13 protein-coding genes and 1 pseudogene are annotated in these 13689 nt (G+C 65.2%); 11 read left to right on the top strand and 3 right to left on the bottom strand.

All coding sequences use genetic code 11. The features are described from left to right. The first annotated feature begins 59 nt into the window (after positions 1–59). The 3 genes from MSP7336_RS11690 to MSP7336_RS11680 are packed head-to-tail and all read left to right on the top strand — an operon-like array spanning position 60 to position 3798. The gene (locus tag MSP7336_RS11690; protein WP_069398179.1) at positions 60–968 is read left to right on the top strand and encodes a metal-dependent hydrolase; all 909 of its coding nucleotides are present in this window, start codon (positions 60–62) and stop codon (positions 966–968) included. Beyond that, positions 968–2713, top strand: a complete 1746-nt coding sequence (locus MSP7336_RS11685) for an SDR family oxidoreductase (protein WP_113963756.1) — start codon at positions 968–970, stop codon at positions 2711–2713. Before MSP7336_RS11690 ends, MSP7336_RS11685 begins: the two co-directional genes overlap by 1 nt. A 2-nt stretch (positions 2714–2715) precedes the next feature. Beyond that, the gene (locus tag MSP7336_RS11680; RefSeq protein ID WP_113963755.1) at positions 2716–3798 is read left to right on the top strand and encodes a PDR/VanB family oxidoreductase; all 1083 of its coding nucleotides are present in this window, start codon (positions 2716–2718) and stop codon (positions 3796–3798) included. Here the strand turns inward: MSP7336_RS11680 and MSP7336_RS11675 are convergent. Beyond that, positions 3795–5012, bottom strand: coding sequence for an alpha/beta hydrolase (locus MSP7336_RS11675; protein ID WP_113963754.1), 1218 nt, complete (start codon positions 5010–5012; stop codon positions 3795–3797). The two genes, MSP7336_RS11680 and MSP7336_RS11675, sit on opposite strands and share 4 nt — an antisense overlap. A gap of 220 nt (positions 5013–5232) precedes the next feature. Between MSP7336_RS11675 and MSP7336_RS11670 the strand changes: the two genes are divergently transcribed. Then, positions 5233–5904, top strand: coding sequence for an alpha/beta fold hydrolase (locus tag MSP7336_RS11670; RefSeq protein ID WP_142706784.1), 672 nt, complete (start codon positions 5233–5235; stop codon positions 5902–5904). A gap of 7 nt (positions 5905–5911) precedes the next feature. Here the strand turns inward: MSP7336_RS11670 and istB are convergent, their stop codons facing one another. Both istB and istA (MSP7336_RS11660) read right to left on the bottom strand, forming a co-directional pair. Continuing rightward, positions 5912–6769 carry an IS21-like element helper ATPase IstB gene (gene istB / locus MSP7336_RS11665; RefSeq protein ID WP_113963752.1) on the bottom strand — a complete coding sequence of 286 codons (858 nt, stop codon included), beginning with the start codon at positions 6767–6769 and terminating at the stop codon, positions 5912–5914. Further along, positions 6766–8127, bottom strand: a complete 1362-nt coding sequence (gene istA / locus MSP7336_RS11660; protein ID WP_113963347.1) for an IS21 family transposase — start codon at positions 8125–8127, stop codon at positions 6766–6768. Before istA (MSP7336_RS11660) ends, istB begins: the two co-directional genes overlap by 4 nt. Positions 8128–8596: 469 nt before the next feature. Between istA (MSP7336_RS11660) and MSP7336_RS11650 the strand changes: the two are divergent. The 7 genes and pseudogenes from MSP7336_RS11650 to MSP7336_RS11620 form a co-directional block, all read left to right on the top strand. Beyond that, positions 8597–9384, top strand: a pseudogene (locus MSP7336_RS11650) (DUF222 domain-containing protein); the annotation flags it as partial. 412 nt (positions 9385–9796) lie between these two features. Beyond that, entirely contained in the window at positions 9797–9991 is a 195-nt protein-coding gene (locus MSP7336_RS11645) for a hypothetical protein (protein ID WP_113963750.1), read from the top strand. A gap of 128 nt (positions 9992–10119) precedes the next feature. Next, positions 10120–10428, top strand: coding sequence for a hypothetical protein (locus tag MSP7336_RS11640; RefSeq protein WP_113963749.1), 309 nt, complete (start codon positions 10120–10122; stop codon positions 10426–10428). Beyond that, positions 10425–10946 (top strand): FRG domain-containing protein, encoded by a 522-nt coding sequence (locus tag MSP7336_RS11635; RefSeq protein WP_181786708.1) that lies wholly within the window; start codon positions 10425–10427, stop codon positions 10944–10946. The genes MSP7336_RS11640 and MSP7336_RS11635 overlap by 4 nt, the downstream gene beginning before the upstream one ends. Before the next feature lie 66 nt (positions 10947–11012). Then, positions 11013–11216, top strand: a complete 204-nt coding sequence (locus tag MSP7336_RS24580; RefSeq protein ID WP_113963747.1) for a GIY-YIG nuclease family protein — start codon at positions 11013–11015, stop codon at positions 11214–11216. A gap of 115 nt (positions 11217–11331) precedes the next feature. Beyond that, positions 11332–12885: an IS21 family transposase gene (istA, locus tag MSP7336_RS11625; protein WP_113963393.1), complete on the top strand. Its 1554-nt coding sequence runs from the start codon at positions 11332–11334 to the stop codon at positions 12883–12885. Then, positions 12882–13685: an ATP-binding protein gene (locus MSP7336_RS11620; protein ID WP_113963002.1), complete on the top strand. Its 804-nt coding sequence runs from the start codon at positions 12882–12884 to the stop codon at positions 13683–13685. The genes istA (MSP7336_RS11625) and MSP7336_RS11620 overlap by 4 nt, the downstream gene beginning before the upstream one ends. The last annotated feature ends 4 nt before the right edge of the window (positions 13686–13689 follow it).

The raw sequence follows: 13689 nt of genomic DNA, 5'->3' as shown, positions 1-13689 counted from the left end.
ATTTGAGGGGTATGCGCATGTCTAACCAGACGACAAGCAGCAATGCCAGGGAGTTACCAATGTTCAGCGTCGATGACCAGGTAGCGGGTCCGCACGACGCGTCACTCGACCACGAGCGCCTCGTGCTGCAGCCGCGTGACGTTGAGTTCGACTGGGCGAAGCTGCCGTTCTACTACGTGCCCAATGAGCCGTTCGCCACTCACTTCTGCAATGTCTTGCACCTGCTGCTGCCAGCGGGCGAGGAGTGGATCGTCGATGTGTTCAAGAAGGCGTTGCCGCTGATCAAGGACGACCAACTGCGACTGGATGTGCAGGGATTCATCAGCCAGGAGGCGATGCATTCCCAGGCGCACGCCGGGGTGGCCGAGCACTTCGCGGCGAAGGGTATCGACCTGACACCGTTTACCGATCAAATCCGTTGGATGTTCGGCAAACTCGTCGGCGACCGGCCCCGGTGGAGCCGTCGACGCCAGCAGAGCTGGTTGGTCGAGCGGGTGTCGATCGTGGCGGCCCTCGAGCACTACACCGCGATCCTCGGTGAATGGATTCTCGACACTCCGCAGCTTGACGCCCTCGGCGCCGATCCGGTGATGCTCGACCTGCTCCGCTGGCATGGCGCCGAAGAAGTCGAGCACAAAGCGGTCGCATTCGACACCATGAAGCACCTGCGCGGTGGCTACTGGCGACAGGTGCGCACCCAGCTGCTGGTGACCCCGGCGATGCTATGGCTGTTCATTCGCGGCGTGCGGTTCATGTATTCGGTCGACCCGTACATGCCGCCCGGCAGCAAGCCACGCTGGCGGGACTACTTCGCTGCGGCGCGAAAGGGTTTGGTGCCGGGGCCGTTCGAGTTCCTGCGCGTCGTCGCCGCGTACTACACGCCGAGTTTCCATCCGTCTCAGCTGGGCGGGGTCGGGCGTGCGATCGACTACTTGGCCCGATCACCGGCTGCCCGCGCGTCGCACTGATGAGGCACACCGTAACGGCGTCGGACGGCGTCATGCTTGCGGTCCACGCTTACACCGAGTTCGATCCGCGCCGGCCGACCATCCTGGCAATTCACGGCTACCCGGACAACCACCATGTGTGGGACGGGGTTGCCGGGCAACTCACCGGCCGATACAACGTCGTGGCGTACGACGTACGCGGTATCGGTGAATCCTCAGCGCCAGCCGACCGCTCGGGATATCGCCTCCCGCAGCTGGTTTCGGATATCGGCGCGGTGATCGACAGCCTCGACGCGACCGAGGTTCACCTGTTGGCGCACGACTGGGGGTCGATCCAGGCCTGGGCGGCCGTTACTGACGACTCCGTGATGGGCAAGATCGCCTCGCTCACCTCGATCTCGGGACCGCATCTGAACTATGCGGGCAGGTTTCTGCGCTCAGCGCGCACACCGCGGGCCGCGGCGGATGTCGCCAGGCAATTCCTGGCTTCCTCGTACATCTGGTTCTTCTTGTGCCCAGGTGTTCCTGAGCTGGCGGTCCGGTCCGGGGCGACGCCGAAAGTGTTCGACGCGGTGGCACGTATCGGCCGGTCGAGCACCCGCAGCCAACGTGGTGCGGTGCCCCGATCGACCCGCGACTATCTCAATGGCCTGAACCTCTACCGCGCCAACATGCCCGGAGCGCTGTTTTCGCCCGGACAGCAGTTACCGCAAACACGTGTCCCGGTGCAAGTGCTGGTGCCGCGCCAGGATTATTTCGTGTCGCCGCCCCTGCAACGGTTCACCGGCGCGATTCCACAGCGCAGCCGGGTCGTGCCGATCGAGGGCGGTCACTGGGTGGTGGCCTCGCGGCCCGACGTCATCGCCCGGCTGACCAGCGAGTGGGTCGATCTGGTCAGCGAGGGCGCGAGCGCGGTCGGCGAGTCCGCCGTCGCCCGTCGCGGCGAGGTGAAAGGCGCGCTCGCGCTGGTAACCGGGGCCGGCGCCGGGATCGGCCGTGCCACCGCCGTGGAGTTGGCCCGTCAAGGTGCAGCGACCGTGGTGGTGGTCGACCGTGACCAGCCCGCCGCCGACGACACGGCGGAGGCGGTCCGGGCGTGTGGAGCCGAGGCCGCTGTTTATCAGGTCGACGTCAGCGACGAAGCGGCGATGAATAGCCTTGCCGCACAAGTGCGCGACAAGCATGGTGTGGTCGACATCCTGGTCAACAATGCCGGCATCGGGATGGCCGGCCGCTTCTTGGAGACGACCGCGGAGCATTGGGACACCATCATCGGGGTCAACATGCGCGGCGTCATCAACGGCAGCCGGGCGTTCGGCGCCCAGATGGTCGAACGCGGTCAGGGCGGCACGATCGTCAACATCGCGTCGGCCGCCGCTTTCCTGCCGTCGAAATCCATGGTGGCCTATGGCACCACCAAGGCGGCGGTGCTGGCATTGAGTGAAGCGATGCGTGCCGACCTCGCCGACGAGGGCATCGCGGTCACGGCGGTGTGCCCGGGTTTCGTCAACACCAATATTGCCAAAAGCACTGTGTACGCGGGCTTGTCGGATGAAGCGCAGGAGCGGGCCCGGCAGAAGGCCGACGCCGCGTATCGGCGGCGCAACTACAGGCCGGAAGCCGTCGCGGAGGCGATCGTCAAGGCCATCCGCACCGGTCCCCCGGTGCTGCCGATCGCACCCGAATCCCGGATCGGGTACGCGATGCGGCGCCTCAGTCCCGCGCTGGTCCGGCTGTTCGCGCGATTCGACATTCGACAGACATGAGGATGACTGTGAAGCACAGCATTTGGGACAGCAGGCCAGCCGATCTGTACGGTCGCCGGAAACGCGACCGAATGTTGACCGCGCTGTGGGGCGTAGGCACGCTGTTCGGCGGCTTCGCGTCGGTGTCGCGGTGGGCACCATCGCGGATACAGCCGGTGCGGCGGGCCATTACCGCGGTGGTCACCAAACGCGAGATGCTCGCACCCGACGTCGTCAGTTTGACGTTTGCCGATCCCGACGGCGGGCTGCTGCCGGCGTGGACTCCCGGCGCACATATCGACGTCCGGCTGACCTCCGATCGCCGCCGGCAGTATTCGCTGTGCGGGCCGCCCGGGCGGCGCGTCGATTACCGGATCGCCGTGCGCCGCATCGCCGATGGTGGCGGCGGTTCGATAGCGATGCACGACACCTTCGACGTGGGCGACACCCTGGTGTTCGAAGGGCCCCGCAACGCGTTTTATCTCGTCACCGACGAGCGCGAGGTGCTGTTCGTGATCGGGGGCATCGGCGTAACGCCCATCCTGCCGATGATCCAGCTGGCCCAGCAGCACGGAATCAACTGGCGCGCCGTCTATGCCGGTAGGAGCCGGATGTACATGCCGCTGCTCGATGAGGTGCTGGCGGTGGCGCCGGATCGGGTCAGGGTGTGGGCCGACGATGAGCGCGGCCGGTTCGCCACCGCCGAAGAGCTGCTCGCCGACGCCGGACCCACGACGGCTGTCTACGTGTGCGGTCCGACCGGCATGCTGGATTCGGTGCGCGCCGCGCGCGCGAAGTACCCCAATGCGCCACTGCACTATGAACGGTTCAGCCCGCCGCCGGTCGTCGACGGTGTTCCTTTCGAGTTGGAACTCGCGCGCTCCCGGCGGGTGCTGAGCATCCCGAGCAACCGGTCGGCACTCGACGTCATGCTCGACCACGACCGGTCGGCCGCGTACTCATGCCGGCAAGGTTTTTGTGGGACCTGCAAAGTGAAGGTGCTGGCCGGAGAGGTCGATCGGCGCGGGCGCACCGCCGAGGGCGACGACGAGATGCTGGTCTGCGTCTCGCGCGCCAAGGGCGATCGAGTGGTGATCGACGCCTAAACCCTTGTTTTCGTGTAGATCTCGGCCAGAAACTGCTCGACGGCCACCGCCGCGTGCCCGGCACGTGGAGATCCGAAGATGTCGAAAGCATGCTGTGCAAACGGCAATTCGGCGTACACCACCGGCTGGTTACTGACCTCGCGCAGCCGCGCGGTGAAGACGCGGGCCTGCTCGACGGGGATCAGCGAGTCATTGCGCCCGTGCAGCACGAAAAACGGTGGCGCGTCCGGGGAAACGTAGGTGATCGGCGAGGCGGCACGGAAGGCGTCGGCGGTCTCATGGCGCGACAGTTTGAACACGTACTTCGCCAGTGACGGCACCATCAGCGGATGCAACGAGGAGTCGGTTGCGCAGAAGTCGTACACGCCGTAGAACGGAACCGCTGCGCGCACGCTGGTGTCGGCATCCTCGAAACCCGGCTGAAACTGCGGGTTATTCGCCGTCAGCGCCGCCAGCGCGGACAGATGCCCGCCCGCGGAGCCGCCCGTGATGGCGATCCAGTTCGGATCTCCGCCGTATTCGGCGATGTGCTCTCTAGTCCAGGCCAGCGCACGTTTGACGTCGATGAGGTGGTCCGGCCAGGTCGAGCGTGGGCTGAGGCGATAGTTGATCGCCACACATACCCAGCCCAATTCGGCCAGATGACTCATCAGCGGGTAAGCCTGTTGGCGTTTGCTGCCCACCATCCACGCGCCGCCGGGAACCTGCAGCAGCACCGGCGCGCGCCCATCGCGGTCCAAGTCGGGACGACGCCAGATGTCGAGGTGGTTGCGGGAACCGTAGGGGCCGTAGCTGATGTCGGTGTGGTGCGCGTAGTCGCCGTAGATCCGCATCATCCGCAGCACGCTGGGCGATTTGGCGGTGCCGGCGCCCGCCGGCCGCTTCCACAGATCACCCGAACCCGTACGACGGCCGGCGCCCAGCCCGGCATCCAGCGCGGCGGTGAGCGTACCGTCTGCCTGGCGGCCGACGCGGTGAAGGCCGAACAGCCCGAGCCACGACACCGCTGACACCAGCCAGCTGACCCAGCGTAGCCGCGAGGAAAGCGAGCGGCTCAGCGCCGCCACTGTCGCCGCGTGAGCGCTGAGAACGTATAGCGAGAGTTCCGAGGCGAACACGCCGTAGGCGAAGGCGTACAGCGATGGATAGCCGCGTTTACTCAGCGGCCGATATCCGTTTGCGGTGAACACCAGCCCCGCCAGCGAGGCCAACATGACTAGCAATCGCTTCACGGTGGTCACTTAACCATCCGGGCAGATCCGCTGATGCCGGTGGTCCGAACCGCTTGATCGCTTGTGCCAACTGGCCATGCCGCAACAGATTGCGCGCTAGGGTCCGGCTCACCAGACTTCGCTGAGTTCCAGGAGCCCGATCACGGCAGTGGTTGAGGGATCTGTTCGCGCGGCTACCGGTCGCAAGGTGGCATACGCGCAGATGGGGCCGCGGGACGGAACGCCGCTGTTCTGTTTCCACGGTGACCCTGGGTCGCGGTTGGACTGGGACCACCCACTTAACCGACCGGTGGTCGACGGTTCGGGTATGCGGCTGATCGGAATCGACCGTCCCGGATTCGGTGGTTCCGCGCACCAAGCCAAACGCCGGTACGGCGATTGGCCCACCGATGTGCTCGCGGTTGCCGACGCGCTCGGGGTCGGGCGTTTCGGCATCGTTGCATACTCCGCTGGCGGTCCTTACGCGATTGCTTGTGCCCTGGCGTTTCCACAGAGGTTGACCTTCGTCGGCATCGTTAGCGGTATCGGGCCGGCCGAGAACCCTCGTCATTTCGATGGCATGCCCATAAGAATGGTGACTGCGATTCGCCTGGCCCGCATGGCCCCGTCGCTGTCTCGTTGGTATGTCGCGCGCACCTCGCCAGAGCAGTTCTCACGGGTCTTCGAACGAAACCTTCCCTCGGTAGATCGAGCACTTATGCGCGAAGCGGGCTTGGATCAGCTGCTCGGTGACGCTTTTTCCGAAGCCACCAGAAATAGCCCGCACGGGATGGTCGAAGACTGGCGACTCATGGGTGCGCCGTCGGGACTGGATTACACTGATCGCGCTCATCGAAAGTCCCCAGGTGTGCTCGTTGAAATTCCCCACCTGTGAGCGGTGGTCAGTGTAGTGGTTGGCGGGTGCCGGTGGCGGCGCGGCGCAGCGTTTCGGCGGCGTGGTGGTGGTCGCGCAGACGGTAGGACTCACCGTCGAGGTTGATGACCACTGAGCGGTGCAAGAGGCGGTCGAGCATGGCGGCGGCGACCGTGGTGTCGCCGAGGATGTCTCCCCAGGCACCGACGCCGCGGTTGGTGGTGATCACGATGCTTGTCTTCAAATACCGTTGGGAGACAACCTGAAACAATGCTGAAGCGGCCTCGGCGGGCAGCGGCAGGTAGCCCAGTTCATCGATAACCAGCAATGTGGGTCCGGCGTAGAAGCGCATGGTGGTGGCCCAGCGTCCCTCGATCGCGGCGCGGTGGCAGCGGGCGGCCAGATCGGCAGCGGTGGTGAAGTAGGTGCGATAGCCGGCATGGGCTGCGGCGCGGGCCAGGCCGACCGACAGGTGAGTCTTGCCGGTGCCTGGCGGGCCGATGAACAAGATGTTGGTGGCCGACTCGAGGTATCGACAGGTGCCCAGTTCGTCGATGAGCTTGCGGTCGATCCCGGCCGCGGCGTCGACGTCGAAATCATCGAGAGTGGCCGGCGTGGGTAGGCAGGCAAAGCGCAGCCGCCCGGCCAGGCGGCGGGCGGTGGTGGCATCGACCTCCACGGCCAGCAGCCGCTCGAGGGCCACGGTCAGCGACAGATTCTCGGCGTTGGCTTGGTCGAGCACGGCGGGCAGCGCTTCGGCGGCGGCGTGCAATTTGAGTTCGGCCAGATGCGAGCGCAGCTGCTGATAGCGCGAGGCCGCCGCCGACGGCGTGGCTGCGGCGGTGGTCGTGGTGGTGGTTTTCGGGGTACGAGGGGTAGGAGTCATTTCACGGTCCTGTTCTGGGCGGCCCGCTCATAAGCGGACAAGTCGACGACAGAGGAATCGGTTGATGGTGTTGATGTTTCGGCATCTGCTGTGTTGGCGGCTTTGAGCCGCAGCAGGTGTGCGGCCGCGGCTTTGGCCGCCGGCCCGGGCGGGATGCGTTCCTTGCGCCGATGCGGGCGGCCGGTGGCCGCGGTGGCCATCGCGGCGGCATCCAACGCGATGACATGACCGCTGTCGCGCACCATCACTCCAAGCCCGTCGGCGGCCAGGTGGTGGCGGGCGATCACGATCCCGGTCGTGGTCGCGATGTCGACAAACTCACCGCCGACCGGATGGCTGACCACGACCTGGGCGGCGGCCAGCTCCGGGGGTACTGAGTAGCGGTTGCCGCGGTAGGACACCAACGCTTGCCGCGAGGCCGTGCGCTGCTCGCAGATGATCACCGGATAGGGCATCGCTGGCACGGGCTGCAACGGTTCGCCCGCCGCGACGGTGGCCACCGACGATCTGCCGTCGGCGGTGGAACGCAGGCGGGTGTCCCCGCGCATCCGGGCGAAGCGGTCCACGCTGGCTTGGGCCGCCTCCACGGTCGTCTCGTCGGCCAGGGTGCGCCACCAGCGTTGGGCGGCGGTGTGGTTGACCTTTTCCACCACGCCCTTGCGATTGCCGCGCCGAGCCGGGCAGACCGCCACCGACACCCCGTAGTGCTTGGCCACCCCGGCAAATGACGCGGTCACCCGCCCGCTGCCGGGATCGCACACCGTGGTCATCCGATCAAAGCGCCACACCCGCGTCACCCCACCCAGGGCGCGCGTCACGCGGTCTAGGGCAGCGACCAGATGCGGCTGATCCTGCGACGGCGACAACGCCGCTCGCCACTTGCCTGAATGGGCCAGCGAGCCGACCAGCAGCTGCGCAGTTTTGCCCCACCCCCACGATCCAGGTGGATTCGGCAATTCCAGCCAATCCCATTGCGTTTCGTGGCCGGGCGGATGCGGGATCACCGTATTCGGACGTTCTGTCGCCGTGCGGCAGGCCTCACACACCGGGCGCAGATCGCGTTGGCGGATGTTGCGGGTCAGGCTCTGATACGACAGCGCGAACCCCAGCTCCTCCAGTTCGTCGAACAGGGTGCGCGCCCACAGGTGCGGATCCTCAGTCAACCTCGCAGTGACGTAGTCGACGAACGGCTCGAACGGATCCGGGCTGGGCCGCGCCCGCACTCCCGGTTCAGCGTCGCCGTTGAGGTACTTGCGGACCGTTTTGCGGTCGAACCCGGTGTGGCGGGCGATCGCCGAGATCGACCAACCACGGCGGCGCAGGGCATGTACTTCCACATCGTCCTCCCATGTGAGCATGAGAAAGCGGGCCTCCTTCGGAACGGCTGCAGGCGTCAGACACCAGCAGCTTCCAAGGAGGCCCGCCCTTCTCGGCGGAGCCACACGGGTGGGGAATTTCGATGAGCGTCAGTGGGGAATTTCAGTGAGCGCGATCAACACCGCGGTTCAGTGTCCGATCCGGCTTTGGCACGGCGAATCTGACGGCTTCGTCCCGGTTCACCACGCGAAGTATGTGGCGTCGCTTCTTCCCAAGGCCCATTTGGATGTGCTACCCAACGTTGGGCATCTGCACACACAGGCCCTGTGGCGCGACGTCCTGAATGCAGCCCGGGAAGTTAGCAGCACGGCATAGCAAAACAGTCCGCTGAACTCACGACCCCGGGCCTGAACGCGATGATCTGAATCACCATAATCACTTGCGCCACTATGGTTTCGTTGGGTCCCACGGTGGTGCGGTGTTGTCGGACCGGTTGTTTATTATTCGAACATGCGTTCGAGTAGTCGTGAGGAGATCGTGGGGGTCTTCGACGCGCTGGACGCCGCCCTCAAAGGCGCCCTGGACCTGACGTTCGAGGTGTTGACCGTCCCGGAGTCGTTGGCGATGCTGGCGCGCTGCGAGAAGCTGCGCCGTCAGTTGCCGGCGGTGGAGCATCCGTTGATCAACCAGCTCGGCGAGCACGCCGACGAGGCCGAGTTGGGTGGGCGGTTGGGTGCGGTGTTGGCCGAGCGGTTGCGCATCACCCGCGCGGAGGCCAACCGGCGCATCGGGGAGGCCGCCGACCTGGGGCCGCGGCGCGCCATGACCGGTGAACCGCTGGAGCCGGTGTTGGCGGCGAGTGCGGCTGCGCAGCGCGCCGGTGCGATCGGGGGCGGGCATGTGGCGGTGATCCGCCGGTTTTATCACCGGTGCCCGAGGCGGTCGACATTGATACCGCCGGGCACGCCGAGGCCCAGCTGGCCGCGCACGGCGAGGAGTTTCGCCCCGATGAGCTGGCCATGTTGGCCGATCGGCTCACCGATTGTTTGAACCCGGACGGGGATTTCACCGACACCGATCGGGCGCGGCGGCGCGGCCTGGTGCTGGGCCGCCAAGACGGCGAGGGGATGTCGAAGATCAGCGGGTATCTGACCCCGCAGGCGCGCGCCACCGTGGAGGCGGTGTTCGCCAAGCTGGCCGCCCCGGGCATGTGCAACCCCGACGACCAGACCCCGTGCGTGGACGCGGCCCCACCGCAAACAGCCGTGGCGGCCGACACCCGCAGCACGGCCCAGCGCCCGATTCATGACGCCCGTGTCGTTGACGATGTCGCGGCTAAGCTTGCAGCGCAATCATATTGGCATCGCAAAGAGCGGGCACTCGATAGCATCAAAGACACACCCAAGACAATCCAAGCAGTTAGGGATTTGATTTCGACGGCGGACGATACCCAGGTGGCTGTCCTGGCCGAGGAGCTGGGCGACTACCTGGCGAGCCGGAGCATGCCGACCGACTGGTTGCCGGATGCGCTCGCGGCGAAGTTGCCAGGGCTAGCTGATTCGCAGGCAGACAGGATGTCAAGGAGTGACAGCGTGACATTCTGCTTGCGAGCCATCAAAAGCTCACGCATGCAATGGAAGCCGACACCGCCGCGCCGCCGCTGCTTGATCCAGCCGATGTCACGGGTGAGCCGTATTCGGGCAGATAATAGTGATTGATGACCACTCCGACCTGATCGCGGAACGCGACAGGCTCCAAGCCGAGGTGGCGCAGCTGCGCGTGAGCCTCGACACTGGCGTTCCGGCTTCGATGCTGTCTGAGGCCACCACCGAAGACGAGGCGCGAGCGATCGCAGATAAGCATTGGCGTGGCGGGCCGAAGCACCGCAACCGCAGCCGGCGCTAGCCGCTACGGCCTATCGCGTAGGCCAGATCAGCCGGGAGCAATTGCGCGACCTCAGTCCCGAGCAGGTCAGAGCCGCCCACCGCCATGGCCGTCTGCAAAGCATCGGCGCACCACCACCGCCGCAATAGATGCAGCAATCAGCCGTTGCCCGCGCTTTTGAAGAAACCGCCCAGAAAGCCCTCTCGAAGCGGTATCACTGTGGCATGGCTAAAAAGAAGAAGGACGACGTCACCGAGGTTACCGACGTCACCGATTTCATCGAGGAGACGTTCAAATTCTCGGAGGAAGATAACGTCCTTTTTCGGGGCCAAAGGCAGACCAGCTGGGATCTTAAACCGTCGTTGGCGCGGATAAAGATACGTAATCCAGCAGATACTCCGGAGTCGGTCGAGCAGGCGCTGATGGGGGGTTTCATCGGCAATACTTGCCTCATGTGACCCGAGAGCTGAAAGACGAATGGGACGTACTGGCAGTGGCCCGGCATCATGGCCTACTCACCAGGCTGCTCGATTGGTCAACGAATCCGTTGGTTGCGCTCTGGTTCGCCGTTCGTGCACCGGCCGAGGATGAACCGGGAGCGGTGTTCATGTTTGAGCCCAAGAGCGATGACTTTGCAGCCGACCACGAGCGAAAAGGTTCTCCGTATCAAGTCACTCGAACACGCTTTTTTCAGCCAAGCCACATGACCGCACGAATAGTGGCGCAGTCTGGTTGGCACTCCGTCACTGCTTGGAGCGAAGCCGCTAACGAGTTCACCGCACTCGATCAACTTCCGCTCTACAAGGACAGGATCAAGCGGATACATATTCCCCCGGATCGCTTCCCGTGGATACGATCCGATCTGGACCGGTTAGCGATCAACGAGGTGACGCTCTTCCCGGACCTCGTCGGTCTTTGTACGCATCTGAACTGGTTCCACACCCTACTTGCGGACGAGTCCGACGAGACGACCTAGCACACCCGACCTGCGCACGTCACCACCTGTCAACTCGACCCTGGGACCGGGGAAGCCCCCAGGTCGATGGCCGCGCCGATGGCCGAAAACCATCACCGCATAGCAAGCGAACGCGACCTGTCGCGCTGGATGGACGAAAACGCCTACGTATCTTGGCTGCCCATTCCCGATCCTTGGCTTTTAGAGACTCATCTCCTGGAAACGTTGGATCTCCCGCTGAATGTCGGCTGCCAGGTGAATGGGACCACTTCAGTGCTGGTTTTGCCATGAGCATGGGACCACCTGTTTGCCATTGATGGGACCACCTGGCTGGCGTTTTGCCAGTTATGGGACCACCCCGGCGTGGCTTCGGGTCTTCCGGTTGTTGAGCCGCTGTATTGGCCAAATGAGCTACCGGGAGGTGTCGGTGATCGAGGTTGTGGAGATGCTGCGGCTGTGGTTGCAGGGGCGGGGATTGCGGGAGGTGGCCCGGCTATCGGGAACCGACCGTAAGACGGTGCGCCGGTATGTCGATCGGGCGCGGGCGTGTGGGCTCGACCGTGACGGCGGTGAGTGTCAGCTGTCTGATGAGTTGATCGCGGCGGTGATCGCCGAGGTTCGCCCGCATCGGCCGGCCGGCAAGAGCCTGGCATGGGAAGCTATCGCCGCCGAGCATGAACGGATCAAGGCCTGGCTCAAAGACGGGCTGACGTTGACCAAGGTCCACACCTTGTTGGGACGTCGGGGTGTGGTGGTGTCGTATCGGACTCTGAATCGTTATGCCACAACTGAATTGGACTTCGGTCGGCGCCAGGCCACGGTGCCGGTGGCCGATTGTGAACCCGGCGCGGAGGTGCAGGTTGACTTCGGGCGGCTCGGCATGCTCACCGACGCTAGCGATGGTCGCCGTCGGGTGGTGCACGGGTTGATCTTTACCGCGGTGTACTCACGGCACATGTTCGTCTGGCCCACCTACCGCCAGACCCTAGCCGATGTGGTCGCCGGGTTTGAGGCGGCGTGGAAGTTCTTCGGTGGGGTGTTTTCGGTGGTGATACCGGACAACATGAAGGCCATCGTCATCGCCGCTGATGCCACCGAGCCCCGGCTCAATGATTCCTTCCGTGAGTACGCCCAGTCGCGTGGGTTCGCGATCGATCCGGCGCGGGTCCGCAGCCCGAAAGATAAGCCGCGGGTGGAGCGCATGGTGTCCTATGTGCGGTCGAATTTCTATGCCGGAGAAGACTTCCGGGATCTCGATGACTGTCGTAGCCGCGCCGAGCAGTGGTGTCGCGATACCGCGGGGATGCGCATCCATGGCACCACCCGGCTTCGTCCGGCCGAGGTGTTCACCGCTGACGAACTCCCGGCGCTGAAGCCGGTGCCCGACACCGTGTTCGACGTTCCGGTCTGGACGCACCCGAAGGTGGCCCCGGATCGGCATGTGCAGGTCGCCAAGGCGCTCTACAGCGTGCCCGGTGAGTTGATCGGCAAGCGCATCGCTGCCCGCGCCGATGCGCACTCGGTGAAGCTGTACTGGCGTGGTGAGCTGATCAAGGTCCACCCGCGGGTGGCGCCCGGCCGCCGTCACACCGATCCGGCTGATCTGCCCTCGGAGGTGTCGGTCTATGCCATGCGTGACATCACCACGCTGCAGCGCAAGGCCGCCGCGCACGGCGCTTATGTGGGCACGTATGCGTCCGCGGTGCTCGAGCATCCGTTGCCGTGGACCAAGATGCGCCAGGTCTACCGGTTGCTGGGGTTGGTGCGCCGCCACGGCGGCGCCGCGGTCGACGATGCCTGCCGGCGCGCTCTGGACGCCGAGGTCATCGACGTCGGGCTCATCGAACGGATCCTGACCCGCAATGGCGGGGAACAACTCCCGCTGATACCCAAACCGCCGGCACAGGCGTCGCGGTTCGTGCGCCACAGTTCGGATTTCGCGGTGCGGAGGCCCTCGTGAGCCCCACCCGCCCCGACGCCGCGCCGGCGGTCAAACCGATCGAGGTCTCCGCCGACCTCAAAGCGTTGATGCGTCGCCTCAAGCTGGGTCAGCTGCTCGACACCCTGCCCGAACGGTTGGCGTTGGCCCGCACCAACCGGCTGCCGCATCACGATTTTCTGGAGCTGCTGTTCGCCGACGAGGTCACCCGCCGCGACCGCGAATCCGCAGCCCGACGCGCCAAGGCCGCCCACCTCGATCCGGCGATGCAGTTGCAGGCCTGGGACGACTCCGCCGCGGTGGCCTTCGATCAGCAGCTGTGGGCCGAGCTGACCTCGCTGCGGTTTTTGGCCGATGCCTACAACGTGCTCATCATGGGGCCGGTCGGAGTGGGAAAGACGTTCCTGGCCAACGCATTAGGACATATCGCCGTCCGCCGCGGGCGCAGCGTGCACACCGAGCGGGCCGACAAATTGTTCAAACGCCTGCGCGGGGCACGCCTGGACGGCAGCTACGAAGACGAGATGCGCAAGCTGCATCGCGTCGAACTGCTCATCGTCGATGATCTGGCGCTGCACCGGCTGGAGGCCACCGAAACGACGGACTTCTACGAGCTGATCGTCGAGCGCCACCGCAAGGCCTCCACGATCATCACCAGCAACCGGGAACCACCCGAGATCCTGACCATGATGGCCGACCCGCTACTGGCCCAATCAGCGATGGACCGGCTGCAATCAGCGGCCTACGAACTCGTCGTCGAAGGCCAGTCCTACCGGCAACGCCAAAAGCCAAAGCCGGTCCCTCCGACTGCGTCGGATTGACCGG

The sequence above is a fragment of the Mycobacterium shimoidei genome (assembly GCF_900417275.1).
GTDB classification, from domain to species: domain Bacteria; phylum Actinomycetota; class Actinomycetes; order Mycobacteriales; family Mycobacteriaceae; genus Mycobacterium; species Mycobacterium shimoidei.
This window is presented reverse-complemented; position numbering and strand designations above follow the sequence as displayed.